Raw genomic sequence first — 22,741 nt, 5'->3', positions numbered from 1 at the left:
TGTACCTTGTTTGCCAATATTCTGCATCTTACATTACTGGCTGTTAATAGTAACAAGAAGATCGGAGCTGCTTATGAATTCCAAACTACCTAATTTCCGTTCCCTGTCCGTTGCGGAACGTCTGGACGAAATCTGCAAAATTGCAGACCTGTCTGCAGCAGAAAAAGCCTTGTTAGCTGAAAATGGCGCACTGCCTATGCAACTGGCTAGCAGCATGATTGAAAACGTCGTGGGCAAGTTTGAACTGCCTATGGGTATTGCCGCTAACTTCACCGTGAACGGCCGTGATTGCTTGATCCCTATGGTGGTGGAAGAGCCTTCTATCGTGGCTGCGGCGTCGTACATGGCAAAACTGGCTCGCGATAACGGTGGTTTCCGTACTAGCAGCACAGAACCCATGATGCGCGCACAAGTACAGATCGTAGGCGTAGAGTCCGTACAAAAAGCGCGTGAAGCCTTGTTGGCGAATCGTGAACAGATCATCGAACTGGCTAACACTAAAGACAAGTTCCTGATTAGCTTGGGCGGTGGTTGTAAAGACATTGAAGTACACGTGTTCGAGAACAGTGCTGTAGGCCCAATGGTGGTGATGCACTTGATCGTGAACGTGTGTGATGCCATGGGTGCAAACACCGTGAACACCATGGCTGAAACCGTAACACCGCTGGTAGAGAAACTGACAGGCGGCCAAGTACGTCTGCGTATCTTGTCTAACTTGGCTGACTTGCGTTTGGCGACTGCAGAAATGACCGTGCGCCCAGATCAGCTGAAACAAGAAGCTTTCTCAGGCGAAGAAGTCATTGATCGCATGTTGGAAGCCTATGAGTTTGCAGCGATTGACCCATACCGTGCAGCGACTCACAACAAAGGCATCATGAACGGTATTGATCCTGTGATCGTAGCTACCGGTAATGACTGGCGTGCTGTAGAAGCCGGTGCTCACGCGTATGCGGTAAAAGATGGTCGCTACACATCCTTGAGCCAATGGCGTAAAGACGAAAACGGCAACTTGATCGGTCGCATCGAATTGCCAATGGCGGTAGGTCTGGTGGGTGGTGCAACGAAAACTCACCCACTGGCACAGTTGTCCTTGAAATTGTTGGGCGTGAAGTCTGCCAATGAATTGGGTGAAATTGTGGCAGCGGTTGGTTTGGCTCAAAACATGGCTGCGATGCGTGCTTTGGCAACAGAAGGTATCCAACGTGGTCACATGGCACTACATGCCCGTAATATTGCCGTGGTTGCCGGTGCAGAACCGCACGAAGTAGACGAAGTCGTACAGCAAATGGTGGCAGAAAAAGACGTACGTAATGACCGTGCTCGTGAGTTGTTGGAGCAGTTGCGCGCGCGTTAATAGCCTATAGGTGCTTGTTGGTGGGTCGGCTCACAAGGTCGGCCTGCCATTTTAAGGAGAGTCATCGTGGAGAAGACCATGAACAATAACAGTGCAGATGCCACGTCTGCATCCACGGCAACACAAGTACCAGGGGATCTGGTCGAAGTATGGGGTGATACCGTTAGCTATGCTCAGTTAGTGAAAGCTATTCTGATTGGCATTGTGCTGAGTACGGCCACCTTTTATTTAGGGCGTTGGTTTTTGTTGCCACGCGTATCTGAACCTGCTTTAGCCCATGCGTACAGCATGTTGTTTGGTTTGTTTGGATGTTTGTTGGCGGGCTTTGTGTGCGCCAAAATGTTCAGCCCTAAACGCGAAATTCTGCAGCCTGACGAGCAGAGCATGGAGTGGTTTGACCACTTGGTCGCGCAGTGGAAAGAAGAGGGTAGAGAGTTAGGTGATGTGACGCAGGTACCTGAGTCCGTCAAACGTGAGCTAAAAGAGCTCAATCTCTACGACGCGTTTCTGCAAAAACAAAAAGAACAATAATAGGAGGCTTACATGGAAGTTTTTATTGAGCAGTTTCTCTATGCCTTTGCCTTTGGTTTGGCAGGGGCGGTGCTGTTTTCAGCCATCGGTTTAATTTCTGGTACGGATGAAACCACCACCTTAGCGCCACTCACCTTGTTGGTGATTTTGCTGGGTGCGCCTCCTGTGGGTGTGTTTACCTTCTGGATGTCGGCAGCCATTGCCAAGCACATGACGCATGCGATTCCTACCGCATTGCTGGGGATTCCAGGCGATACCTTGGCAACACCGTTGGTATCGGATGCCAATGCTATGCGTCAGTTGGGTGCTCCACACATTGCGTTGCGTAAGATGATTTCCGGGGCGATTATTTCGGCCTTCATCGCTGTACCTAGCGCGATGTTGTTTGCTTCCTTGTTGGCACCTTTTGGTGGCACCATCACGAAGTTTGCACCGTGGATTTTTGCCTTTGCAGCCATTCTGATTACATGGTTCTCGCCAGGTAAAATTGCCTCCACCATGCTGTTGATTCCTTTTGTGTGCTTGATCATTGCACTACAAAGTTTCACTGCAAAATTCGACGTTAAACTGTCGGTAAGCTACTTCTTGGGTATTGCGATTGGCCCACTGATTGCGGATTTGTTCACTGTGTTTTCACCTCAAGGTAAAAAACACATGCGTCGTGATCGCGTAAATCAGTTGTCTATTGCTCCAGAGCTGAAAAGCTGGAATGGTTACTTCCCAAGCCCATTCAAAGTGCTGGATAAACAGCAACTCAAATGGACAGGTATTACCTCGGTAATTTCCAGCGCGACCTTTGTGTTCAGCCCTGTGGCCATGACCGTAGCATTGGGTGAGTTTGTGGCATCGCGCTTCAAACAAATCTACCAACGTTTGACTACTAGTTTGGCCGTTAAAAACGGTGTGACAGAGTCTACCTACATTGCTGAAGCACTGATTCCTCTAGTGGCCTTCGGTTTGCCTCTGAGCCCAGTAGCGGCTGGCCCTGCAGCGCCCTTGTTTAACGCACCACCGGTATACACCGTTGGCGGTGATGGTGTAGAGCCGTTTAACTTGCACAACTTGTTAAGCCAATGGGAATTCCTAGGCTACGGCATGTTGTCCGTGTTGATTGCGGCGATTGTGGCTTATCCCTTTGCCATGAACTATGCCCGTCGTGCAGCGTTGTTCGTGTCCAGACGCATTAGTCATGAAGCCATTATTGCCACCTTTGTTGGCCTGATTGTGGTCATCAGCCTGTGGGAAGGTGGTATTCTAGGACTGTTGGTTATTCTGACCATGGGTCTTGTGGGCGGCATGCTATCACGCCATTTTGGCTTTAATACGGGCTGCCAGTTCATGGGGTACTACATGGCGATTTTGACCGTTCCGGCTTTATTGGCATTGGTAGGATGAGATGAGCGATACATACGTTAGACTCACTGAAGTGGGCGCGAGAGACGGCTTGCAAAACGAGAAAGCCGTCATCACCTTGGAACAACGACTGACTTTTCTAGAGCATCTAGTAGAGTGCGGTTTTCCAGCTATAGAAGTGGGCGCGTGTGTGTCGCCTAAATGGGTGCCGCAAATGGCGCAAAGCGATGAGCTATACCAAAGGTTGGTAAAACCTGAAGGTATAGACTTCAGCTTGCTCACACCCAATCAAAAAGGCTTTGAAGCAGCGGTAGCCGTACAGTGTAAAGAGGTATCTATCTTTACCGCGGCTTCCGAAAGCTTTGTACAAAAGAACATCAACAGCACCATTGAAGACAGCTTGGCGCGCTTTGCAGATATCGCTGCACAAGCCAAAGAGCTGGGCATCAAAGTGCGTGGCTATGTGTCTACCATTGTGGACTGCCCTTACGATGGTCCAACCGATCCAGCCAAAGTCGCTTACGTGGCTAAAAAGCTGTACGACATGGGCTGCTACGAAGTGTCCTTAGGTGACACCATCGGTACGGGTACGCCAGAACGTATTCGTACCGTGTTGAAGCACTGTATTGATATGATTCCTGTTGCGGCCTTAGCGGGTCACTACCACGACACGTACGGTATGGCGATTGCGAACATCTATGCGTCGCTAGACCTAGGTTTGCGCAGCTTTGATGCGTCGGTAGCAGGTTTGGGCGGCTGTCCGTATGCCAAAGGCGCATCCGGTAACGTAGCGACTGAAGACGTAGTGTATTTGTTAGACGGTTTGGGTTTACAAACCGGCGTTAACAAAGAAGCTATGCTCAGAGCAGGGCAGTACATTAGCCAAGTGTTGAATCGTCAAAACCAGTCCCGATTTGTACAGGCAACCTGCTCCGTATAAGTCTATATTCTGTTTGCAGTACCAGAAGGGCCCACAACCATGTTGTGGGCTTTTTTTGTTGGTAAAAGTCAATCTGTGAATGCTGATAGGCAGCCAAGGGAATCCCTTATACCGAAAGAGTGATTTTGCTCGTAGCATCATGCCGAAATGAGGAAGTCGCGGTTTCACCGCAGGGCACATGCTTTACCCAAACCTTGGTGTTGAGGCAGACGTATTTACATTAACCAGCAATAAAGACCTTAAGGATGCTGCCATGCTGCAATTCTATTTAGTATTTGTAGGCATTACGTTGTTCGTGAACGGTGTACGAATCTATAACAGTTACGCCACGGATACGAACAAACATATAGGCATTAAAGATGCCGCCGTGGTGAATTTATTTACTGGCGTTATGGGTGTGGTGTTGCTGACAGTCATGGTGGTGCGTTCGACCACCACGGGGGATAGTCTGGCACCGGCTGCGTATTCCGGGTTGTTTGTGCTGACCTATATTTGGTTGGCCATCAATGCGTTTACGGGGGCAGATGGTAAGGCCTTTGGTTGGTTCTGTTTGTTGGTGCCGTTTATTGGTATACCCGTGGCCATTTTGACTTTCTTGTCGGCGGTGACGGGTTTTGAGTATTGGATGGTGTTTAGCTGGTTGGCATGGTCAGTGCTGTGGTTTATGTTCTTTTTGCTGTTAGTGTGCCAGTTGCCTATAGGTAGGCTGACGGGTGTGGTGACGGCAGCGCAAGGGATTACGACGGCGTTGATGCCGGCGTTGTTGAACTTTTGGGGCATTATTTAAGGGTAGGGTGTTCAGGTTGGCTACGAGGGGAAGTTGAGAGAATCGACTTCCCCGTTTGTTTTTACGTTGTTCATGTAGCAGATCATCGGGGTGGGAGATCTGCTGTCATAGGCTCTCCATAGCATGATGAAGTCGTCTATATTGAGAGTGAAAGCCCGCTTATCAACGACTGTCTGCCGTAGCCTTAGGCTGCGAAAGTATTTTTTAATTTGTACACCAAATAAAAAAATACTTCCCTCCGCCTTCCCTTCATAGCTTGCCACGAGCTTTAGATAGGTCGCTACTGGGGGTTAAGTGTATTTCTGTAGTAGAAACATGAGGAAGGGGAGTGCGTTGCAACTGTTGACTCCCTTAGTTAGCGCTGATGGAAAGCCCCATTGCGTAGTGCTGCATAGGGCCTCACGCAAGAATGCCCAGATCTCGACGTTAGTAAGCCTATATGTAGCGACACATACAGAGAGGGTCATTCTCAAGAAAGGGCAGTAAACCTATCAGTATCAGCATCATCGGGGGACGGAGAGGAAACTTTTTTGATTTGGTGGTCAAATCACAAAAAGTATTCCTGCAGTCCCCAGCGTGTGCGATGAATATGGCAATAGCATCGGTCTTCCCAGAACAGAGGGCCTAGACGTAGGAAAAATCCTAAAGTGGCTAGGAATTTGTCAGCAGCACTTAAGAAAAAAAAACGGCTGCCGTTATCACAACAGCAACGTGCTCAGGCTGGGTTTTAACAGGTTGATCACGTGATGGGAGCAGAAAAATTTTGTGATGCCCCCTAAAGCTTTAGTGATGTATGTCGTAAACAAGTTAATACAGGAAATAGCGCAGCACCCACCACTACCGTGATGGTTAAGGCGCTACCTAAACAGGGCTTTCCTGATTAACTAGCAGTTAAGTGCTGCAATTTTCCTCAAACAGGAGTCATTCATGTCTGTTATTAATACTAACTACTTGGCGCTGGTTTCTCAGAACAACCTGACCAAATCCCAAAACTCCCTGGGCACCGCTATTGAGCGTTTGTCCTCCGGTCTGCGTATCAACAGCGCAAAAGACGACGCTGCTGGTCAAGCCATCGCTAACCGTTTCACAGCCAACATCAATGGTCTGACACAAGCTGCTCGTAACGCTAACGACGGTATTTCCGTTGCGCAGACAACAGAAGGCGCGTTGAACGAAATCAACGAAAACTTGCAGCGTATCCGTACACTGACAGTTCAAGCAACTACAGGTTCGAACTCTGATACAGACTTGGCTTCTATCCAAGCTGAAATTGGTGAGCGTTTGAACGAAATCAACCGTGTATCTGAGCAAACTCAGTTTAACGGTGTGAAAGTTCTGGCAAAAGATGACACCTTGACTGTACAAGTTGGTGCTCATGATGGTGAGAAAATTGATATCAATTTAAAGCAGATTGATAGCTCGACTTTAAAGCTGGGCACTTTTAGTGTACGTAGCACTGTACTGGACACAGAGATCGACCAAGCTCACGGTCTCAAAGATAAACAGTCTCCTGCTGTAGATGTAGATGATGCTGATATCAAGATCCAGAAAGGTGGAAAGGATGTAGATGATCTGGACGCATCAGATATCAAGGCCGATGCTAAAGGGAATTTATACATCAAAGTTGATAATGAGTGGCACCATGCGACTGCTAAAGTGACTGATGGTAAACCTGCAGTTGGTAATGTTGGTGATACGGGTTATGTGCCGGCTGAAAAACCAACAGCAGTCGTTTCTATTGGTGCTAAAGCTACGAATATTGTTACCGATGAGGCTGATGTTGTAACTAAAACAACAGATCCTTTGGCTGCGTTGGATAATGCATTGCAGCAAGTAGACTCACTGCGTTCAGAGCTGGGTGCTGTACAAAACCGCTTCCAGTCCACTATCGCTAACCTGAACAACACTGTGAACAACTTGTCCGCAGCACGTTCACGTATCGAAGATGCTGACTATGCTGTTGAAGTGTCCAACATGACACGTGCACAGATTCTGCAACAAGCTGGTACTTCTGTGTTGGCTCAAGCTAACCAAGTTCCACAAACTGTTCTGTCCTTGCTGCGTTAATCTTAACGATAGCAATGCAGATCAGATGGGCAACTTCGGTTGCCCAGCAGTAAAAAGCCTCCAAGGTTTCTTGGAGGCTTTTTTGTATTCGGGATTCGCCCGCAGGCAAAGACGGTGTGGTGTTTCGCTTAGCGTAGTAGCAAGCAGATGATGAGTGATGAGTTTGAGGAGGCGTAAAAAGTTACGCCGAACGAGCAGGGCGGATCAGCCTCCATTCTTTATAAATGCGCTGCAAATCGCGTGCACCATTAAGCAACACTTTAGGCCCATTCCAATCCAGATAAAGTTGCTGGTAACGCTTTCTATTTTTAGGCGTGGCAATCAGTAGATGCTTAATCATGCTCCACTTGATACTGTCTTGAGAGCCCTCTAACGAGCCTATATGTCCGGGTTCAAACAAGCAGCGGCGTAGGTATCTAGTTAGACTTAGCGCCGTAGAAATCTCCATCACAATGATCCCCGTGGCGCGATCTAAGCGTTGTGGCATGCTGACTGAGTAATTACCTTCCATGATCCAGCGGTCTGCTTCTATGGCTGCATCGTGCAAGGCTAGAAACTCGTGGGTGGGTCTAGGTACCCAGTTGCTATGAGGTTGATGATACAACTGATCCAGGTGTGTCAGCGGGATATGCTGTTGCTGGCTGATGGCGGCAGCTAACGTAGACTTTCCGCTGTTTGAAGGGCCTATGATGCAGATACGAGGGCCAAGCTGAGCAAGAGTCATGAAAGCAGTAAAAAGCAGCGAATGGTTGTGAGCGTATGAACAAACTACGAGGGCCGGCAGTAGATAAGCGTGAGCGTTATCTAAAGAGCGTTGACCGGATTCGGCAGGCTTTTTAGAATGCCAGCCAGATCGTTAATGATGACTGCAAAGGAATACATAGCATGATACATCCAGCTCCAAAAGTTGTGGTGGTAGGTGGCGGGATTATGGGGGCTTGTATAGCGTGGAATCTGGCCAAAGCGGGTGCGAAGGTACTGGTGCTAGAGCAGCATGCCGAGCCTGCCAAAGGTGCCACGCAGTGGTCTTATGGCTGGGTAGGAACTGCCAGCGTGTTGCCTAGTGAGGCTCCTCAGGCTTTTGCGCTCAAACAGACAGCCTTGCGTGAGTTTTCAGCATTGGAAAAAGAGCTAGGCACATTGCCCTATGCAGCATATGGAGCGCTGGTCTGGGGTGAGAACGATGAAGAAACTCACCAACTTGTGGCGGAGCAGCAAGCGGTGGGGGTCAGCATGTCACTCATGGATCAGGCGGCTATTCGTCAGTTAGAGCCTAGTCTCACGACGCCGCCTCGGTATGCCGCGTGGGCACCTGATGACTTTGCGATAGAGCCTATTATGCTGACTCAGCAGCTTTTGGATGCAGCTAAGGGTTTGGGGGCGGAGGTGCGCTACAACACGGTTGTAGAGCGTTTGCTGGTACAAGGGGATACTGTTCTGGGTGTTACTACCACTCAGGGCGACATATCGGCTCAGGCTGTGGTGCTCGCCAATGGGGTTGCGGTCAAGACATTGCTAAGTGATGTGGGTGTAGATGCACCAGTGTATGAGGCGCCTGCGTTCTTAATGCGGTGGCAAACGGATGATGCAGTTGTACGCCACTTAGTCTGTGCCAACGATCTAGAACTTAGACCTGATTTGCAGGGCGGTATTGTCATTGCAACAGATTACCCAGAAGAAGGGGAGGCAGGTTTAGAGGCATTGGTGCAAACGGTTAAAACACGATTGCAGCAGCTACTAACTCCTGCCCCTAGTCTGGAGCTGCGCGGTATGGCCGGGGCGAGACGCCCTCTAGTAAAGGGCGGTATGCCTTATAGAAAGAAACTATCAAACCTTACCAATTTGTACACCTTGGTGGCACACCCTGGCATTATTTTGTCACCGTATCTAGCACGTTTGTCTGCGCAAGAGATAATGGATGGTATTTAGTTTTTAACTATAGGGGTTTATAAAAAATGATATCTTATGGTCTATTATTTTTTATATTTATATAGCTTCTATTGCTATTGGTTTTGATCTTTGTTTTTACTATTTTGTTTTTCTAAAGAGGCTCTTTCTCTTTCCTGAATGCGCTGCCTATTGATGGCAAGGGCTTCTTCGGTTGGCGTCCAATCACTCCAGTAATGGTCAGGTATGAGTGGGAAGTCCGCTCGCTCTACTCCTGTGAACGATGGGTTGTATTCTCGCCTTTTCATCTCAGCAATCAGGGCTGCGTGGCGTTTTTGTAGATAGCCTAGTCGTGTGTAAAAGAAGAGCACATGCCCTTTTCCTAGGGTGTAAGTCTCTGGTTGTAATAGCTTTGTTCGCTTGGTGGATTTTTCAGCTAACGCAAACACACGGGGAAGCTCTCGGTACTCGGCAACCAAGTGAGGGCCGCTTAGCTCTTCTACGGGTACACAGTTGATACGGGTCACAGCGTTGTTCCTGGCATAGTAGTGGGGGATAAGACTAGGTAGGTTTTGTTATTTTGATTAATTAGTATTTTTGTTCTATTTTTTACTCATTTAATAATATGGTTTTTCCTCTTTTTGTTACAAATTTATCTGTTTATCCTTTGTTTGGAATCTTGTGAGATATTTACAATTTCTTGTTACTGTTTTTGTGAGAATTATTGTGATTTGTCAAAAAGGTTTTTAATATAGGTGCTAAGGTTCTAATCATGGATTGATTGTACTTGTACATTATTAGGAGGAAATATGTTTCTATCCTCAGGCTGGTGGTCATTGTGGATGCATATCATTGCGTTTGATGTGGTAGTTCTGCTGACGGTGTTTTCCTTTGTGGGTATGGTGAAACTCAGCAGAAAAAAACACTGATGCTGTAATGCCTTGCGATGGCTAAAACCTAGTGATACAGCACGGCATCGTAGCGTGATGAGAACAAGATAAATGAGACTGCATCTATACCGAAAAAGCTGCCTAGTAGGCAGCTTTTTTATTGTGTGTACGAATGGGTGAGGTTAGTCGTCGTAGTGCAAGTCGTCAGGCGATACATTGCGATAATCAGGCTCGGGCAGTATGGGCAGCCTATATGCTTTGATGCTGTGCTGTTGAAGCAGCAGTGCTTTAACTGCTCTATGCATACCATCAATCACCTTACCCTCTGGGCAGACAATAATTGGGTAAGCTAGGTCAGCGGCTTGTACTAATGTCATATGGTTAGCGATGGATCGGCAAGTGGGCTTATCACCACCTAGGTCATACCAATAGGCTTCATCCAACTCAGTAATCTATGCCAGAGGAAGTTCTTCGATGGGCAGGTCTTGGGTAAGTGCTAGCAGTTTGTTGACGTCCCAGATCAAGACATCAGAGCCTTGCTGGCGAAAGTGATATTGTTGGCGCATGAGTAATACGGGCTAACGATACACCATGTGCACACGCAGTCAGTAAGCGCTATGCGTGCACAGTAGGGCGTACTGTTTATTTGCTGGCTGAGGCGTTGCTGTCTGTTTTGTTTTCAGCGTTGTCAGCATCCACGGTTTCTTGAAAGTCTTTGGCGAGCTGATCAAAACAAGCTAAGCGTTTAGTGCCGTCTTCCATTGCGGAACAGTTGGCTAAGGCCTCTTGTATATCGGTAGCGTGTGCGGCAGGAACCCACAGTAGTACCAGAGCCAGTGCCGACAGAGTTTTTTTCATGGTGATTCCTTTGTGCTGTGTGCCATAAGGGCTTGATGACTAAAGTGTCACTATACCGTACTGCTTCTAGTGTGGTCATGCGGGCTTTGGTAAAGCGCTACGCCACGGTGGCCTCGCTATTCTCCGCACACGTTGACCACGTCTTGCAGTGCGTCGTTGGCCCCTTGCGTCGTAAACGTCGCCATTAATAATTGGCCGTTTTCTGTTTGTGCTTCAATGGTAACGGTGGGCGCAGTAAGTAGGCTAACAAATAGCTGATTGCCGTCAGAGGGGTAAATGAGCGTGCGTTGATCAGCCGACACCTCCCAGCGTGATTCTACTGTGTTATCAGCAGGGGCCGTGGTGTAACGTACTGTCATGCCTTCACCTGTGAGCGGTTGGCCCCAGTACAGATTCACGATGGTGTGATAGCGGCTGCATAGCAGTGTCAGGATGGCGGGCTGCTGCTGCGCTGTAGCGGATGAGCGCAAACTGGCATAGGGAAAGCGTTGCCCAGTGTAAGGATCTACGCTGTGGCCAGTAGACCAACCATTGGGTTCAGCAGAGGGGGCAGGAGTGACAGCAGCAGTATTAGTCTGGGTATTTGTCGCGTCTGGATAAGCGGTGCGAGAGGGCTGCGCACTAACCTGCGAGGCAAGAGGAAACAAGAGCAGTAAGGGCAGTGCGCGTAATAGCATTCTTATACGCCTTGAGGGGGTAAAACGTCACCATAAAGCACTGAGTAATTGCCTGACAAGAGCGTATATACAAAGAGGGCTTCCCTAAGGAAGCCCTCTTTGAGGCTAGACTACCAACTGTCAGAAACTGAAAGTGTAGTAGTCCTTCTATGCCGACTCATCATCATGAAAGAATCATAACGTTTTCTACAGGATTATGTCTATGAAATTTATTTCTTGTAGTGCGTAAAAATGTTGCGTTGTGTTGACGAAATAGTAAGCTTTACAGTGCTTGTGGTGATTTTTTAGCTGTAAGGACTATCGAATATTCTGCTTATCTGCCATGATTATGGAGGGATATTTTTCCCTGAGTACATTTAGGAAAGACATTGAAAACAGAAACTGGTATCGTAAAGTGGTTCAATAACGAGAAAGGCTACGGCTTCATTACACCTGAAAACGGTGGTAAAGATCTCTTTGCTCACCACAGCGAAATCCAAGGGGCAGGATACAAGTCTCTTGATGAAAACCAACGTGTATCATTCGAAGTTGGTCAAGGCCAAAAAGGTCCTTGCGCTACGAACATCCAAAAAATTTAATGCATGCCTAACGTTTCGGCGTTAGTAATCATCGAATTTAAAAGCCAGACCTATGTATGTAGTGCTGGCTTTTTTGTTGCCTAAAATAGTTGGTTAGGTAGGGGAACTCCCGCTGTGTAGCAATGTCTACACTCGGTGCTTGTCATGGCAGAGGCTATACCTTTGCTGGCGTTTTACATAGGGCTGGTTTTGGCGTTGGCCAAGTTGAGCTTGATTGATGCAGCGCTAGTTGCCAGCCTAATCGTGATGGTTATGATTTCCGGTTATGAGAACTTTGTCAGCCGATTTGATGATGCCAACACCGATGTATCCTTCTTGGGCAAGTTGGATGCCGGTAGTTTGAAAATCAAAGTGGCGTCTTCTATTGTCGCTATGTCCTCTATATATCTGCTGCAGATTTTCTTGAATGCCAACAAGTACGAGAATGACAAGCTAATGTGGTACACCATCATACATTTGGCTTTTGTAGTCTCTGCGGTAATGTTGGGTGTGTTGGAGAAAATCATGGCTAAAGATAAGCTATTACCTAGCAAGCTATAAGTAAGATCCACCCTGAAAAAGCACGCCATAGGCGTGCTTTTTTATGCCCTACGAGTGTTCTATGTACTCTCGTGCCATAGCGTGGGCAGGGTTGGCACATAGAACGGTAGAATACGGCATTGCGATAGGACAGGGGCTACGAGGCAACTGAGGGTGAAGTAGTCCATAGTGTGAGATGACGACTACACAATATAAAGAGGGATGGTATGAAGCTTATAGCGGTAGTAGTGGCTTTGATCAGTGGTGCATTGTTACCTGCAGTCGTGTCAGCACGGACCACCGAGGAAAAATGCACCATCATCGCTGACGTCGCAGAGTCTATTATGCTAGGTAGGCAGGCGGGGGCTGATAAGAATGCTGTCTTAGAGAAAGTGCAGGTACCGGGCGAGCCAGATATATCTTTGCTGTTTGAGATTATGGTGCAAGAGGCTTACAGCACAGACCGTGTGAGTAACCCAAAGCAGAGGCAGCAACTCAGTAGCGAGTTCGCGCAGCAGTGGAAAATCACCTGTTTACGAGAGTTGTCTGCACTATAAAAAGGCATCCATAAACTATCTTTGCTAGAACATCGTCTTGCGGCTAAGAGTATAGGACTTAGTTTTCTGTGTTAAGCAGTAGCTTTTCGTATTCCTGGCACCCCGCCGCTACGCCTTGCTCGCATGCTTTTAGGAACAGATCTTGCGCACGTTGTAGGTCTTGCTGAACCACTTCACCCTTGACATACATCGTGGCGAGATTAAAAAGCGCCCCAGGGAAGTTTTGTTCTGCTGCTTTGGTGTAAAGCTCAAATGCTTTGTGCAAGTCTTGTTCAGTACCATCCCCCATATCGTACAAAATAGCCGCGTTATATTGCGCGCTGGCATGCCCTTGCTCGGCCGCCTTTTCCAGCCAAGGCAGAGCTTGGCTAAAGCTTTGCGTGACGCCTTCACCATTTAAGTACAGTAGCGCAAGCATGTATTGGGCCTCGGCATGATGTTGTGCTGCCGCTAACTCAAATAATGTGCGTGCTTTTACAAAATTCTGGGGGAAGTTAGCACCGCCGTAATACAGCATCCCTAAGTCGAATTGGGTTTGACTGCTGCTAGGCGTGGTGGCTGTTGCTGTGGGCTGAGCGTAAGCAGGGGCTGTAAAGCCAGCATATACATTCAGAGCCAACAGTGTCGCTATCAGTCTGCTTTTTGTGTTCATGTTGAAACTCTGGGCGAGAGTGAAATTGATAACGTGTGATGACCTTATATTATAGATCTCTATGCATCCCCACCACGATCAGTAAAAACAGCATATACAGTAAGAATCCTGTCGCCACGAGCAACGGTAAGGTTTTCTTGAGTGTTAGGCGTGTGGTGGGGCTTAAGCCGTTATATAGCCAATAACCAATCATGCATACATTGATGACAGGTAGTAGCAGAATCAGCACGATCAACCACCGTTGCGTGGAAGTAAGCGTTCTGGATTTGATGCTACTGGCTAAGCTGTTGGTTTTCATAGGTGCGGTAACGTTTAGTCGGTAGTCGTGTCAGGGTTAGCGGTATAGCGTAACCAGCCTGCAATATTAGAGCTGCCTGCCGGCCTGTCGTTAGGGTGTATGCGCCCTTCATTAACGGGGATCTCAGCAAAATCAAAGGGGCTCATGCCTTCTAAGCAAGCGACATTCACACCATATTGATGGGGGTTAGAGCGTCGTTGATGAAAAGTGTAGATGCCGCAGGTTGAGCAAAAGTAGTGCTTGGCTTCGTGGGTATTAAACTGGTACAGCGTTAAGGCGTCTTGGCCTTGCTGAACGTGAATGTCATCCAGGTTGGCAGATACAGCCACTGCGCCGCGCATACAACAGTACGAACAATTACAACGTCTGGCGCTATGCAAACCGTCACTAAGTTTTACACTGAAACGAACCGTGCCACAGTGACAGGCGGCTTGATATAGGTCTTTTTTAGGGTGAGTTGGCGTAGTCATGGTTGGGTGGTTTTTCTATGTAACTGAAATGTAACTTGTTGATTGTTAACAGTTTTAAGGATTGTGCTTTGTATAATAATGACATTCTTTGAAGTGGAATGATTATGTATTTTATGAAACCAATCTATTGGGTAGCAGTGTTTTTTTCCTTTGTTTTGCCATTCCTCTACAAAGGTAAGGATGATGATTAAGTCGTCATTCAGATGAAGGAAGTGTAAAGGTTTACAGAGGCAGTAATAGAGCGTCTGACTTTACAAAACAGGTTACTTATTGCCCCGATTCGTGTTGAGAATGCGGGGATTTTTTTGCCCAAAACCTTACGGAGTAAGCGTTAGCGGCTGTTTCTTTTAGTTTCGTCTCTACAGAAAAAATAACGTATTGTGCTGGTAGACTTGGCAAATTGTGAATTGTCTGAGCTATGGCAATATGTATAAGTTGTAAAGTCGTACTATATCTTTCAACTTTCTATAGCGCTTAAGTCAGGCAATAAAGGTTATATGACTAGTACGTGGGGATGACATGGAAGAGTGGACAGTTGTAGCTCAGAGATCCTCTGAGGGCTGGAAGTACGAAGTAGAGATTAGAGCTCTGGATAACGGGCAAGTAGAGACAAGGATCGTTCCTGCTCCACATGAGCATATGGTGATTAGCGGTGCATTTGGCCGAATTGAAGATGCCTTGGCAGAAGCTCAGCGCTTTGCGGAGCGGACAATTCGTGCCGCTCAGGTCTCTTACGCATAAGTCGTGAGGTAGGGTGATCTGAGTAAAGCAGATCACCAATACAATATAGCGAAATCATTCTAAAAATAAGTCAGCGTGATCACGTGAGCTGAGGCTATGATGGGTTCTCATTCCATAAGCCTATTTACGTAAAGGATCACATGACGCTAGTTGTGACTATTGCGACTACCGCGCATCAGGATTGGCTGGTGGCACACGATACCGAGGTAGCGCCCTCGTGGGTGCAACGTTGCGTGGCGCAGAACGAGTACATTGTTGCCGAGCGGCAGGGGCAACTAGTGGGCTTTTTGCGATATAGCCTATTCTGGGGAAAAATTCCTTTTATGGATATGATTCGGGTGCAACCTGAACATCAGCGTCGTGGCGTAGGCAGGGCGTTGCTTCATCATTGGGAAAGGTTAATGCTGGATGCGGGTGCAACCTTATTGATGACATCTGCACAGGCCGATGAACCAGAACCGCTGGCATGGCATCAGCGCAATGGTTTTAGGGAGGCTGGGGCTGTGCAGTTTGGGCCGTTACAAGCAGCCGCTGAAGTCTTTCTACTTAAAGCGGTTACGTAGGTCAAAATACACGGTATTACCTGCTTGCAATGCTTAACATCCACGCTATATCGATATGCTAAATAGTTAAGGTGAGCGATGTGCTCGACTCTTGAAGATCTAGCATGAAGAAAGTTGTGGTGGTGGCGTTGTGTGGCTTGTGGCCTGTGCTGGTTGCGGCAGAGCAGACTAAAGAGCATTTGGCTGCTCAAGTGAGTGCCATTGAGATTCAGGCAGACGAAATTGAAATGGTCAAGCCAATGGAGTTTCACGCTAAAGGTAATGTAGTGATTACAGGGCGTGGCGATGAGATACGTACGAATAAAGCCGTAATCACAGAAAAAGAACATTTGGTCATCATCGAAACCGAAGAAGACTACTACATCAACGAATGAGTACATCGTTGGCTATGCCCACACTGATGGTTTACATGGCCATATGATTTACAGCATGAGCTTGAAGCCTTCGTGAGAGGGTGCAAACCCCAGACCTTCATAAAATCGCAGAGCATCGGTGCGCTGTTTGTCACTGGTTAGTTGCACCATGCCACACCCTGCCGTGCGAGCGTGAGCAATCGCGTATTCCAACATCTTTCTACCTATACCTAGCCCGCGATGTTGGCTGCTCACACGTACACTTTCTAGTTGTGCCCGGAGCATGCCGCCACGAGATAAGCCAGGAATAAGAGTGAGCTGTAATACACCAACCACCTTGTTTTGATGTTCAGCCACAATCAGTGAGTTACCACGTTGGGCTTGTATCGCCATAAAGGCCGCATGGTAGGCGGCCTCGTATTCGTTCCCTTCTCGTGTAGCACCTAGTGGGTCGTCTGAAAGCAGAGCAATAATCGCAGGCAAGTCATCATGCTGTGCTGTTCTAAACGACAGCGGGTAGCTGGGGGCGGTCATACGGTCTCCTTTATTGATCTACATACAATGTAGCGCTGACCCCTAAGGTAGCCAGCGTTTGCAGGCTTAGAGGCGTGTTAGCACGACGTAGGCGGTGATACTAAATAGGGATAGGACGGTGGATACTAAAATGGCGGCAGAGGTCAAATTGCCATCCCTCTTATAGTACTGTGTAACCATGAATGGCCCCGTGCCAGTAGGTAAGGCAGCTAACAACACAGCACTGTGAACCAGAGGTTCTGGCAGGCTAAAGAGGTGCGTCGCTAACAGCCAAACAACGAGTGGATGTATCACAAGCTTAAGTGCAACCACGGTACGTAGCCCTTTTAAGGTGCCGGTAGAGTTGCGGCGTTGTGCCAGAAATAGTCCTAATGCAATCAGCGCGCAAGGTGAGGCCGCACCACCCAAAAGTTTCAAGAAGCTGTTAATAGGGGCAGGAAGGCTGACACCCGATAGCATTACCACTGTGCCAGCAACGGGGGCGACCAATAACGGGTTGCGAGCCAGTTGTTTGGCAATGTTGCTCAACATTTGTGTGGTGCTGCGGTCAGTTTGTAAGCTCACTTCAATAACGACGATGGCGACGGCAAACAGCACACAAACGGTTAGAATCGTTGAGACTAATGCAGGGATTAGGGCTGGCTGTCCGAGTACCGCCAACGCTAAGGGTATGCCCATGAACCCCGTGTTTGCATAAGAAGCATTTAAAGCATCTATGGTGGCATCGGCGAGTTTCTTGGTACGTAAGCGTTGTAGGCATAAGGTCGCTATAAAGAGTAGGGCAGTACCTAATCCAAAGGCTGCTACAAATGTGGGTTGCCACAGAGTGTGCCAATCCGCGTTAGCGACGATGTCAAACAGCAAGGCGGGGAGCGCTAGGTAGACCACAAAGTTATTGATCTCGCCTGTTGCACGAGGCCCCAAGGCCCCAGCTTTACGGGCTATCCATCCTGTAGCGATGAGTGAAAAAATGGGCAAAATGACAGCAAGAACGGAGAGCATAAGTAGGTGATGCAGCAGGTGAAGCGTATAGTGTAAAAAGGTAAATCATTGCTTACCAATGCTATTTTTCTGATGAATTAATACCTTTTCTGCATCAATTATGGATATTAAACCGCTGCGTTATTTTGTGGCGTTGGCTGAGACCCTGCACTTCGGTCAGGCGGCAGCGCGTTTGCACATATCACAACCACCGCTTAGCCGACAGTTGACGGCATTAGAGCAAAGTATTGGCGTTAAATTACTAGAACGTAATTCGCGTAATGTCACGCTGACGGCGGCTGGCGAATGTTTCTATCAGGATGCGAAAAACGTCTTAAACACACTGGAGCAAGCAGTTCACAATGCGAGAGCGGTTGCCGCCGGTGATGCCGGCGTATTGACCATAGGTTTTACGATGTGTGCGGCCTACAGTGTGATTCCGCGTTACACCAGATTGTTTAGCGCAGCGTGGCCAGAGGTAACGTTGCAGCTTTGTGAGGTGGTATCCAACAACCTGTTAGAGCAAGTGCGTAGAGGGGATATTGATGCGGCAGTGTTATTGCCATCCGAAGATGAGCAAGGGTTGAATACCCAAACTGTTGTTGCCGAGCCGTTATGTGTAGCGCTGGCCAGTACACACGCATTGGCTTCAGAGCCTAGTCTTGCTATTACGCAGTTGCAAGATGAAGCGTTTGTGGTGGCAGCAGAAAATGCCGCTTCATCGCTATATGCGGCGATTGTGAAGCATTGCCAGCGACATGGTTTTAATCCCAATATACGTTTCGAGGTACAACTGCAGCAAACTGTGCTGAGCCTAGTGGCAGAAGGCGTTGGTATTGCGTTAGTGCCCGCTTCTATGCAAAAAGCGCAGGTGGCAGGGCTGCAGTATTTACCGTTAGATGATGCGCCACTGATTGAACAGGTATTGGTCTGGTCACCTGCAAATCAAAATCCCTGTTTACGAGGTTTTTTGGCGTGTGTGGGTAGTTAAGGCTTGTCTAGAAAATGTACGGTACAGATTGTGTTATAGAGAACAATCATTTTGATAAATATCCGCTATAAACGAAGTAATAGTTGCTGAGCTATTAAGGGGATAAAAATATGGCTATGGAGTAATTTATTGTTCTGATTTGACAATTATGATTTACATCATAAAATCACCTCCTGAAATGAAAAATAAAATTTACTTACATTTAAAAAGAGGTGGGAATGAAGAGAATCATATCAATGCTGTCAGTCGTAGCGTTAACGTCTGGTTGTGCCTCTATTACTTCTGAATCTACGCAATTAGTGCGAGTAGATGCTTTGGATGAGTCTGGGCAGCCCGTGGCCGAGGCGACATGTGAATTAATCAATGATAAAGGTACCTACAATACAGAGATAGGCAAACATACGATGGTCAATAAATCGAGTAATGACCTAAGTATTACGTGTAGTGCACCCGATAGAGAGGATAAGGCGACGGGTACGGCTATTTCTCGTGCTGGAGCAGGGATGTTTGGGAATATCCTATTTGGGGGCGGGATTGGTGCAATTATTGATCACAATAGAGGCACTGCTTACAACTACCCAGCGTGGATTCAAGTAGTGTTTGGGAAGGTTTTTGTTTTTGATAGAACTCATCATAAAGATGGTGTTCCTCTGCAAGGCGAGGAAGTGCTAGTGGCAGAAAAAACAGAAGCACCCATTACGCCAAAGGTTAATTTAGTACAAACAGCAGAACAAGAAAACTAAGTAGTCACAGAAAAAGCCCGCAATTGCGGGCTTTTTCTATAGCGGGCAGATATACGTGATTTAAATGGATGCAGGATCCGGTTTTTCAGTATCTATCCCATAACGTTTAATGGCCTCGGCTACCACGCTGCGTGAAATATGCCCCTCATCGGCTAACGCTTTTAATGCCGCGACAACAATAAAATGTCTGTCTACCTCAAAGAAAGTACGTAGGGACTCCCGTGTGTCTGAGCGCCCAAAGCCGTCGGTGCCTAAGGATACAAAGCGACGGTTATGGATAAACGGGTGTATTTGATCGCCAACTATTTTCATGTAGTCGGTGGTCACCACAATGGGGCCAGCATGTTTGTCAAAGCACTGCTGTACATAAGGAATACGAGGTTCGGCTTCTGGGTGTAGCAGGTTCCAGCGCTCAGCGGCCATGCCGTCACGACGTAGCTCTGTCAGGCTGGTAGCGCTCCAGACATTGCTGCTCATACCAAAGTCATTCTGCAGTAGCTCGCTAGCCGCAATGACTTCGCGCAGTATGGAGCCGCTTCCTAGTAGCTGTACCTGAGGCGTCTTAGCACTATCTTTTTCACCCTCCTGCAGTAGGTATAGCCCTTTTAGAATGCCAGCCTCTGAACCCTCAAGTAATGCAGGGTTGGGGTAGCTTTCGTTCAGCACGGTGATGTAGTAGTAGATATCCTCTTGGTCTACGTACATGCGGCGTAGGCCATCTTGAATGATGACGGCTAGCTCGTAGGCAAAAGTAGGGTCATACGAGATGCAATTAGGAATTACGGAAGACAGTACATGACTGTGCCCATCGTCATGCTGTAAGCCTTCGCCCATCAAGGTTGTGCGCCCTGATGTGGCACCCAACATAAAGCCTCGAGTGCGGGCGTCCCCTGCAGCCCAGGCCAAATCGCCTACACGTTGCAGCCCAAACATAGAGTAGAAAATGTAGAACGGGATGGCGGTCACGCCGTGATTGCTATAGGCCGTACCAGCAGCAATCCACGAAGACATGGCGCCAGACTCATTAATCCCTTCTTGCAGGATCTGTCCGTCTTTGGCCTCTTTGTAGTAGCTCAGTTGGCCCGCATCTTGAGGGGTATACAACTGTCCTAAATAAGAGTGAATGCCTATCTGCCTGAATAAGCCCTCCATCCCAAAGGTGCGTGATTCATCCGGCACGATGGGGATGATGAGTTTGCCTAGGTTGGGGTCTTTTAGCAGCGTGGTGAGTATGCGCACAAACGACATGGTGGTGGACACACCGCGCTCGCCGCTGTCTTTGAGTTGTGCAGCGAAAGCACTTAACGGGGGGATGACTAAAGGCTCTACCTTACTGATGCGAGCAGGGATATAGCCGCCAAGGGTAGATCTACGCTCGGCAAAGTAACGTGCCTCCTCGCTGCCAGGGGCTGGTTTCAGATAAGGCATTTCTTCTAACTGATCGTCAGACACCGGTAGTGAAAAACGATCCCGGAAGGCTCGCACCGCGTCAGCACTCATTTTCTTCAACTGGTGATTGATGTTCTGGCCTTCACCTGCCTCGCCCATCCCAAAACCTTTCACAGTTTTGACCAATACAACGCTAGGTCTGCCCGTGGTGTTTACGGCTTGCGAATAGGCTGCGTAGACTTTTTCGGGGTCATGGCCACCACGAGTTAAGGCCCAAATCTCATCGTCGGATAAATGAGCGACTAGCTCAAGCAATTCTGGGTATTTACCAAAGAAGTGTTCGCGCACATACGCGCCGTTTTGTGACTTAAAGGTTTGGTATTCACCATCCACACATTCCATCATGCGTTGACGTAGTAATCCGGTAGTATCGCGCTGTAGTAGCTCATCCCAGCCGCTACCCCACAATACTTTAATGACATTCCAGCCAGCGGCACGGAACGTACCTTCCAGCTCTTGAACGATTTTGCTATTGCCGCGCACGGGGCCATCTAGGCGCTGCAAATTGCAGTTCACCACAAAGATGATGTTGTCCAAGCGCTCGCGGCCTGCCAGCGAGATAGCCGCCAAGGATTCTGGTTGATCCATTTCGCCATCCCCCAAGAATGCCCATACTTTGCGGCCTTGGTGCTGAATGAGTCCACGGTATTCCAGATAGCGCATAAAGCGAGCTTGGTAGGCCGCTGTGAGTGGCCCCAAGCCCATGGATACGGTAGGAAACTGCCAAAACTCAGGCATGAGGCGAGGGTGAGGGTACGACGATAAGCCATCTCTACCAGCTTCGCGGCGGAAGTTGTCCAACTGCTCTTCGCTAATGCGTCCTTCCAAGTAGGCGCGTCCATAAATGCCGGGGGCAGAGTGGCCTTGTATGTACACCATGTCGCCACCGAAGCTATCGGTTCTGCCTCTAAAAAAGTGGTTGAAACCCACGTCATACAGCACAGCGGCTGACTGATAGGTCGCAATATGCCCGCCCACATTAGAGTACTTGCCAGCGCGTAGCACCATGACCATTGCATTCCAGCGTATATAGGCATTTAACCTGCGCTCTATGCCTATGTCGCCAGGATATGTGGGTTGGCTGCGTTTAGGGATGGTGTTGACGTAAGCAGTAGTCACTTTGCCATGCAAGCTGCCGTGCTGTTCAACATCAAAATCCATCAACTGGTCGATCAGGTAATGAGCCCGCGGTCTGCCCTCAACAGCAACTACAGCCTCTAACGCCTCCAACCATTCTCGTGTCTCTTGGGGATCACTATCGTGAGGTACGAGGGACTGGGTCATGGCATATCTCCTAGAATAATCAATGTTTTATACAAGCCATGGGTTGGCTTGAGCTGACAAACCTACGGGGTAGCCGGTATGGATTGCAAATGCAATCATAGCATTTGCAATCGTATATTCGTCAGTTAAAATTGTGTCTGTGATCAAAATGTAGAAAAAGGAGCAGGGCTATGGCGGCTGGTGAACCGGATCTTTGGTACTCATTTGTACGTACGCATCGCGTGATGATTCGCGAAATTGAACGGCGTTTGGCAGCTGAGAAACTGCCTAACTACGCGTGGTACGACGTACTCTGGGGGCTAGAGAGCGGGGCGGACGGTACGCGTCGTATGCATGAATTGGCAGATAAGTTAGCCATAGAGCGCTATAACCTCACCCGATTGGTAGATAGGCTAGAAAGTGAGGGGCTGGTGACTAGGGCGCGCTCCGCCGAAGATGGCAGGGCCGCTTTCGCAACTATCACGGATAAAGGTAGAGAGCTGCGCAAAAAAATGTGGAAAGTGTATGAGTCCACTGTGGCCGAGCTTTTTCTGAAACAGTTCAGTACAGAAGAGCAGAGAGTATTGGCAAGCGGCTTAACGAATGCGGCTAGGGCTGTACAGACGCCTAAGCAGCCATCCGACGAGTAGTGTGGTCACGGTGCTGTCTTATTGTGAGTTTACTGTGTGTGCTCATGAAATTAGG

Annotated in this window: 27 protein-coding genes; 16 read left to right on the top strand and 11 right to left on the bottom strand. The window is 48.2% G+C overall.

Annotation, left to right across the window (positions count from 1 at the left end; genetic code table 11):
* Nucleotides 1-67 precede the first annotated feature (67 nt).
* From ACLPHM_RS05160 to ACLPHM_RS05135, 6 genes are all read left to right on the top strand, one after another.
* On the top strand, nucleotides 68-1,354 hold the full coding sequence (locus tag ACLPHM_RS05160) for a hydroxymethylglutaryl-CoA reductase, degradative (RefSeq protein ID WP_430220752.1): 1,287 nt from the start codon (nucleotides 68-70) through the stop codon (nucleotides 1,352-1,354).
* Nucleotides 1,355-1,432: 78 nt separating this feature from the next.
* Nucleotides 1,433-1,885, top strand: a complete 453-nt coding sequence (locus ACLPHM_RS05155; RefSeq protein WP_430220189.1) for a hypothetical protein — start codon at nucleotides 1,433-1,435, stop codon at nucleotides 1,883-1,885.
* A gap of 12 nt (nucleotides 1,886-1,897) precedes the next feature.
* Entirely contained in the window at nucleotides 1,898-3,280 is a 1,383-nt protein-coding gene (locus ACLPHM_RS05150) for a tripartite tricarboxylate transporter permease (protein ID WP_430220188.1), read from the top strand.
* A gap of 1 nt (nucleotide 3,281) precedes the next feature.
* Entirely contained in the window at nucleotides 3,282-4,178 is an 897-nt protein-coding gene (locus ACLPHM_RS05145; protein WP_430220187.1) for a hydroxymethylglutaryl-CoA lyase, read from the top strand.
* Between the two features lie 253 nt (nucleotides 4,179-4,431).
* On the top strand, nucleotides 4,432-4,965 hold the full coding sequence (locus tag ACLPHM_RS05140; RefSeq protein ID WP_430220186.1) for an AmiS/UreI family transporter: 534 nt from the start codon (nucleotides 4,432-4,434) through the stop codon (nucleotides 4,963-4,965).
* A gap of 927 nt (nucleotides 4,966-5,892) precedes the next feature.
* On the top strand, nucleotides 5,893-7,032 hold the full coding sequence (locus ACLPHM_RS05135) for a FliC/FljB family flagellin (protein WP_430220185.1): 1,140 nt from the start codon (nucleotides 5,893-5,895) through the stop codon (nucleotides 7,030-7,032).
* A gap of 181 nt (nucleotides 7,033-7,213) precedes the next feature.
* On the opposite strand, the gene ACLPHM_RS05130 is transcribed toward ACLPHM_RS05135, so the two are convergent.
* The gene (locus ACLPHM_RS05130; RefSeq protein WP_430220184.1) at nucleotides 7,214-7,756 is read right to left on the bottom strand and encodes a P-loop NTPase family protein; all 543 of its coding nucleotides are present in this window, start codon (nucleotides 7,754-7,756) and stop codon (nucleotides 7,214-7,216) included.
* A 161-nt stretch (nucleotides 7,757-7,917) separates the two neighbouring features.
* Here ACLPHM_RS05130 and ACLPHM_RS05125 point away from each other — a divergent pair, with 161 nt between their 5' ends.
* Nucleotides 7,918-8,961 carry an NAD(P)/FAD-dependent oxidoreductase gene (locus ACLPHM_RS05125; protein WP_430220183.1) on the top strand — a complete coding sequence of 348 codons (1,044 nt, stop codon included), beginning with the start codon at nucleotides 7,918-7,920 and terminating at the stop codon, nucleotides 8,959-8,961.
* A 74-nt stretch (nucleotides 8,962-9,035) separates the two neighbouring features.
* Here ACLPHM_RS05125 and ACLPHM_RS05120 read toward each other — a convergent pair whose 3' ends face one another.
* From ACLPHM_RS05120 to ACLPHM_RS05105, 4 genes are all read right to left on the bottom strand, one after another.
* Nucleotides 9,036-9,446, bottom strand: coding sequence for a pyrimidine dimer DNA glycosylase/endonuclease V (locus ACLPHM_RS05120; RefSeq protein ID WP_430220182.1), 411 nt, complete (start codon nucleotides 9,444-9,446; stop codon nucleotides 9,036-9,038).
* Nucleotides 9,447-9,991: 545 nt separating this feature from the next.
* A complete protein-coding gene (locus ACLPHM_RS05115) occupies nucleotides 9,992-10,252 on the bottom strand; it encodes a hypothetical protein (RefSeq protein WP_430220181.1) in 261 nt (86 codons plus the stop codon).
* Between the two features lie 199 nt (nucleotides 10,253-10,451).
* Nucleotides 10,452-10,667, bottom strand: a complete 216-nt coding sequence (locus ACLPHM_RS05110) for a hypothetical protein (RefSeq protein ID WP_430220180.1) — start codon at nucleotides 10,665-10,667, stop codon at nucleotides 10,452-10,454.
* Nucleotides 10,668-10,783: 116 nt separating this feature from the next.
* On the bottom strand, nucleotides 10,784-11,344 hold the full coding sequence (locus ACLPHM_RS05105) for a hypothetical protein (RefSeq protein WP_430220179.1): 561 nt from the start codon (nucleotides 11,342-11,344) through the stop codon (nucleotides 10,784-10,786).
* 368 nt (nucleotides 11,345-11,712) lie between these two features.
* On the opposite strand from ACLPHM_RS05105, the gene ACLPHM_RS05100 reads away from it, so the two are divergent.
* The 3 genes from ACLPHM_RS05100 to ACLPHM_RS05090 all read left to right on the top strand — a co-directional run bounded on the left by ACLPHM_RS05100 (nucleotide 11,713) and on the right by ACLPHM_RS05090 (nucleotide 12,998).
* Nucleotides 11,713-11,922: a cold-shock protein gene (locus ACLPHM_RS05100; RefSeq protein ID WP_135867011.1), complete on the top strand. Its 210-nt coding sequence runs from the start codon at nucleotides 11,713-11,715 to the stop codon at nucleotides 11,920-11,922.
* Nucleotides 11,923-12,066: 144 nt separating this feature from the next.
* A complete protein-coding gene (locus tag ACLPHM_RS05095) occupies nucleotides 12,067-12,462 on the top strand; it encodes a YqhA family protein (RefSeq protein WP_430220178.1) in 396 nt (131 codons plus the stop codon).
* 206 nt (nucleotides 12,463-12,668) lie between these two features.
* The gene (locus tag ACLPHM_RS05090) at nucleotides 12,669-12,998 is read left to right on the top strand and encodes a hypothetical protein (protein WP_430220177.1); all 330 of its coding nucleotides are present in this window, start codon (nucleotides 12,669-12,671) and stop codon (nucleotides 12,996-12,998) included.
* 58 nt (nucleotides 12,999-13,056) lie between these two features.
* Here ACLPHM_RS05090 and ACLPHM_RS05085 read toward each other — a convergent pair whose 3' ends face one another.
* Genes ACLPHM_RS05085 through ACLPHM_RS05075 form a run of 3 tightly spaced genes read right to left on the bottom strand, consistent with a single transcriptional unit; the run spans nucleotide 13,057 to nucleotide 14,418 of the window.
* Nucleotides 13,057-13,650 (bottom strand): tetratricopeptide repeat protein, encoded by a 594-nt coding sequence (locus ACLPHM_RS05085; protein WP_430220176.1) that lies wholly within the window; start codon nucleotides 13,648-13,650, stop codon nucleotides 13,057-13,059.
* A 49-nt stretch (nucleotides 13,651-13,699) separates the two neighbouring features.
* Nucleotides 13,700-13,948 carry a hypothetical protein gene (locus ACLPHM_RS05080; protein ID WP_430220175.1) on the bottom strand — a complete coding sequence of 83 codons (249 nt, stop codon included), beginning with the start codon at nucleotides 13,946-13,948 and terminating at the stop codon, nucleotides 13,700-13,702.
* 14 nt (nucleotides 13,949-13,962) lie between these two features.
* A complete protein-coding gene (locus ACLPHM_RS05075; protein ID WP_430220174.1) occupies nucleotides 13,963-14,418 on the bottom strand; it encodes a GFA family protein in 456 nt (151 codons plus the stop codon).
* A 519-nt stretch (nucleotides 14,419-14,937) separates the two neighbouring features.
* Here ACLPHM_RS05075 and ACLPHM_RS05070 point away from each other — a divergent pair.
* The 3 genes from ACLPHM_RS05070 to ACLPHM_RS05060 all read left to right on the top strand — a co-directional run bounded on the left by ACLPHM_RS05070 (nucleotide 14,938) and on the right by ACLPHM_RS05060 (nucleotide 16,096).
* Nucleotides 14,938-15,159, top strand: coding sequence for a hypothetical protein (locus tag ACLPHM_RS05070; RefSeq protein ID WP_430220173.1), 222 nt, complete (start codon nucleotides 14,938-14,940; stop codon nucleotides 15,157-15,159).
* Nucleotides 15,160-15,299: 140 nt separating this feature from the next.
* A complete protein-coding gene (locus tag ACLPHM_RS05065; protein ID WP_430220172.1) occupies nucleotides 15,300-15,722 on the top strand; it encodes a GNAT family N-acetyltransferase in 423 nt (140 codons plus the stop codon).
* A 104-nt stretch (nucleotides 15,723-15,826) separates the two neighbouring features.
* On the top strand, nucleotides 15,827-16,096 hold the full coding sequence (locus ACLPHM_RS05060) for a hypothetical protein (RefSeq protein ID WP_430220171.1): 270 nt from the start codon (nucleotides 15,827-15,829) through the stop codon (nucleotides 16,094-16,096).
* A gap of 48 nt (nucleotides 16,097-16,144) precedes the next feature.
* Here ACLPHM_RS05060 and ACLPHM_RS05055 read toward each other — a convergent pair whose 3' ends face one another.
* Together ACLPHM_RS05055 and ACLPHM_RS05050 are read right to left on the bottom strand one after the other, a co-directional pair.
* Entirely contained in the window at nucleotides 16,145-16,609 is a 465-nt protein-coding gene (locus ACLPHM_RS05055) for a GNAT family N-acetyltransferase (RefSeq protein WP_430220170.1), read from the bottom strand.
* 66 nt (nucleotides 16,610-16,675) lie between these two features.
* On the bottom strand, nucleotides 16,676-17,611 hold the full coding sequence (locus tag ACLPHM_RS05050; RefSeq protein ID WP_430220169.1) for an AEC family transporter: 936 nt from the start codon (nucleotides 17,609-17,611) through the stop codon (nucleotides 16,676-16,678).
* A gap of 100 nt (nucleotides 17,612-17,711) precedes the next feature.
* On the opposite strand from ACLPHM_RS05050, the gene ACLPHM_RS05045 reads away from it, so the two are divergent.
* Nucleotides 17,712-18,581 (top strand): LysR substrate-binding domain-containing protein, encoded by an 870-nt coding sequence (locus tag ACLPHM_RS05045; protein ID WP_458575153.1) that lies wholly within the window; start codon nucleotides 17,712-17,714, stop codon nucleotides 18,579-18,581.
* Nucleotides 18,582-18,799: 218 nt separating this feature from the next.
* A complete protein-coding gene (locus tag ACLPHM_RS05040; RefSeq protein WP_430220168.1) occupies nucleotides 18,800-19,324 on the top strand; it encodes a hypothetical protein in 525 nt (174 codons plus the stop codon).
* Between the two features lie 60 nt (nucleotides 19,325-19,384).
* Here the strand turns inward: ACLPHM_RS05040 and aceE are convergent, their stop codons facing one another.
* On the bottom strand, nucleotides 19,385-22,057 hold the full coding sequence (gene aceE / locus ACLPHM_RS05035; RefSeq protein ID WP_430220167.1) for a pyruvate dehydrogenase (acetyl-transferring), homodimeric type: 2,673 nt from the start codon (nucleotides 22,055-22,057) through the stop codon (nucleotides 19,385-19,387).
* Nucleotides 22,058-22,227: 170 nt separating this feature from the next.
* Here aceE and ACLPHM_RS05030 point away from each other — a divergent pair, with 170 nt between their 5' ends.
* A complete protein-coding gene (locus ACLPHM_RS05030) occupies nucleotides 22,228-22,686 on the top strand; it encodes a MarR family winged helix-turn-helix transcriptional regulator (protein ID WP_430220166.1) in 459 nt (152 codons plus the stop codon).
* The last annotated feature ends 55 nt before the right edge of the window (nucleotides 22,687-22,741 follow it).

This window comes from Paenalcaligenes sp. Me131 (genome assembly GCF_050487225.1).
Taxonomy (GTDB): Bacteria; Pseudomonadota; Gammaproteobacteria; order Burkholderiales; family Burkholderiaceae_B; genus Paenalcaligenes.
This window is presented reverse-complemented; position numbering and strand designations above follow the sequence as displayed.

Excerpts from the sequence above, each read along its gene's own strand:
- ACLPHM_RS05080 (WP_430220175.1), bottom strand. The coding sequence starts at position 13,948 with ATGAAAACCAACAGCTTAGCCAGTAGCATCAAATCCAGAACGCTTACT.
- ACLPHM_RS05095 (WP_430220178.1), top strand. The coding sequence starts at position 12,067 with ATGGCAGAGGCTATACCTTTGCTGGCGTTTTACATAGGGCTGGTTTTG.
- ACLPHM_RS05065 (WP_430220172.1), top strand. The coding sequence starts at position 15,300 with ATGACGCTAGTTGTGACTATTGCGACTACCGCGCATCAGGATTGGCTG.
- ACLPHM_RS05040 (WP_430220168.1), top strand. The coding sequence starts at position 18,800 with ATGAAGAGAATCATATCAATGCTGTCAGTCGTAGCGTTAACGTCTGGT.
- ACLPHM_RS05125 (WP_430220183.1), top strand. The coding sequence starts at position 7,918 with ATGATACATCCAGCTCCAAAAGTTGTGGTGGTAGGTGGCGGGATTATG.
- ACLPHM_RS05105 (WP_430220179.1), bottom strand. The coding sequence starts at position 11,344 with ATGCTATTACGCGCACTGCCCTTACTGCTCTTGTTTCCTCTTGCCTCG.
- ACLPHM_RS05045 (WP_458575153.1), top strand. The coding sequence starts at position 17,712 with ATGGATATTAAACCGCTGCGTTATTTTGTGGCGTTGGCTGAGACCCTG.
- ACLPHM_RS05030 (WP_430220166.1), top strand. The coding sequence starts at position 22,228 with ATGGCGGCTGGTGAACCGGATCTTTGGTACTCATTTGTACGTACGCAT.
- ACLPHM_RS05085 (WP_430220176.1), bottom strand. The coding sequence starts at position 13,650 with ATGAACACAAAAAGCAGACTGATAGCGACACTGTTGGCTCTGAATGTA.
- ACLPHM_RS05050 (WP_430220169.1), bottom strand. The coding sequence starts at position 17,611 with ATGCTCTCCGTTCTTGCTGTCATTTTGCCCATTTTTTCACTCATCGCT.
- ACLPHM_RS05110 (WP_430220180.1), bottom strand. The coding sequence starts at position 10,667 with ATGAAAAAAACTCTGTCGGCACTGGCTCTGGTACTACTGTGGGTTCCT.
- ACLPHM_RS05145 (WP_430220187.1), top strand. The coding sequence starts at position 3,282 with ATGAGCGATACATACGTTAGACTCACTGAAGTGGGCGCGAGAGACGGC.
- ACLPHM_RS05155 (WP_430220189.1), top strand. The coding sequence starts at position 1,433 with ATGAACAATAACAGTGCAGATGCCACGTCTGCATCCACGGCAACACAA.
- ACLPHM_RS05135 (WP_430220185.1), top strand. The coding sequence starts at position 5,893 with ATGTCTGTTATTAATACTAACTACTTGGCGCTGGTTTCTCAGAACAAC.
- ACLPHM_RS05055 (WP_430220170.1), bottom strand. The coding sequence starts at position 16,609 with ATGACCGCCCCCAGCTACCCGCTGTCGTTTAGAACAGCACAGCATGAT.
- ACLPHM_RS05070 (WP_430220173.1), top strand. The coding sequence starts at position 14,938 with ATGGAAGAGTGGACAGTTGTAGCTCAGAGATCCTCTGAGGGCTGGAAG.
- aceE (WP_430220167.1), bottom strand. The coding sequence starts at position 22,057 with ATGACCCAGTCCCTCGTACCTCACGATAGTGATCCCCAAGAGACACGA.
- ACLPHM_RS05090 (WP_430220177.1), top strand. The coding sequence starts at position 12,669 with ATGAAGCTTATAGCGGTAGTAGTGGCTTTGATCAGTGGTGCATTGTTA.
- ACLPHM_RS05150 (WP_430220188.1), top strand. The coding sequence starts at position 1,898 with ATGGAAGTTTTTATTGAGCAGTTTCTCTATGCCTTTGCCTTTGGTTTG.
- ACLPHM_RS05130 (WP_430220184.1), bottom strand. The coding sequence starts at position 7,756 with ATGACTCTTGCTCAGCTTGGCCCTCGTATCTGCATCATAGGCCCTTCA.
- ACLPHM_RS05140 (WP_430220186.1), top strand. The coding sequence starts at position 4,432 with ATGCTGCAATTCTATTTAGTATTTGTAGGCATTACGTTGTTCGTGAAC.
- ACLPHM_RS05060 (WP_430220171.1), top strand. The coding sequence starts at position 15,827 with ATGAAGAAAGTTGTGGTGGTGGCGTTGTGTGGCTTGTGGCCTGTGCTG.
- ACLPHM_RS05075 (WP_430220174.1), bottom strand. The coding sequence starts at position 14,418 with ATGACTACGCCAACTCACCCTAAAAAAGACCTATATCAAGCCGCCTGT.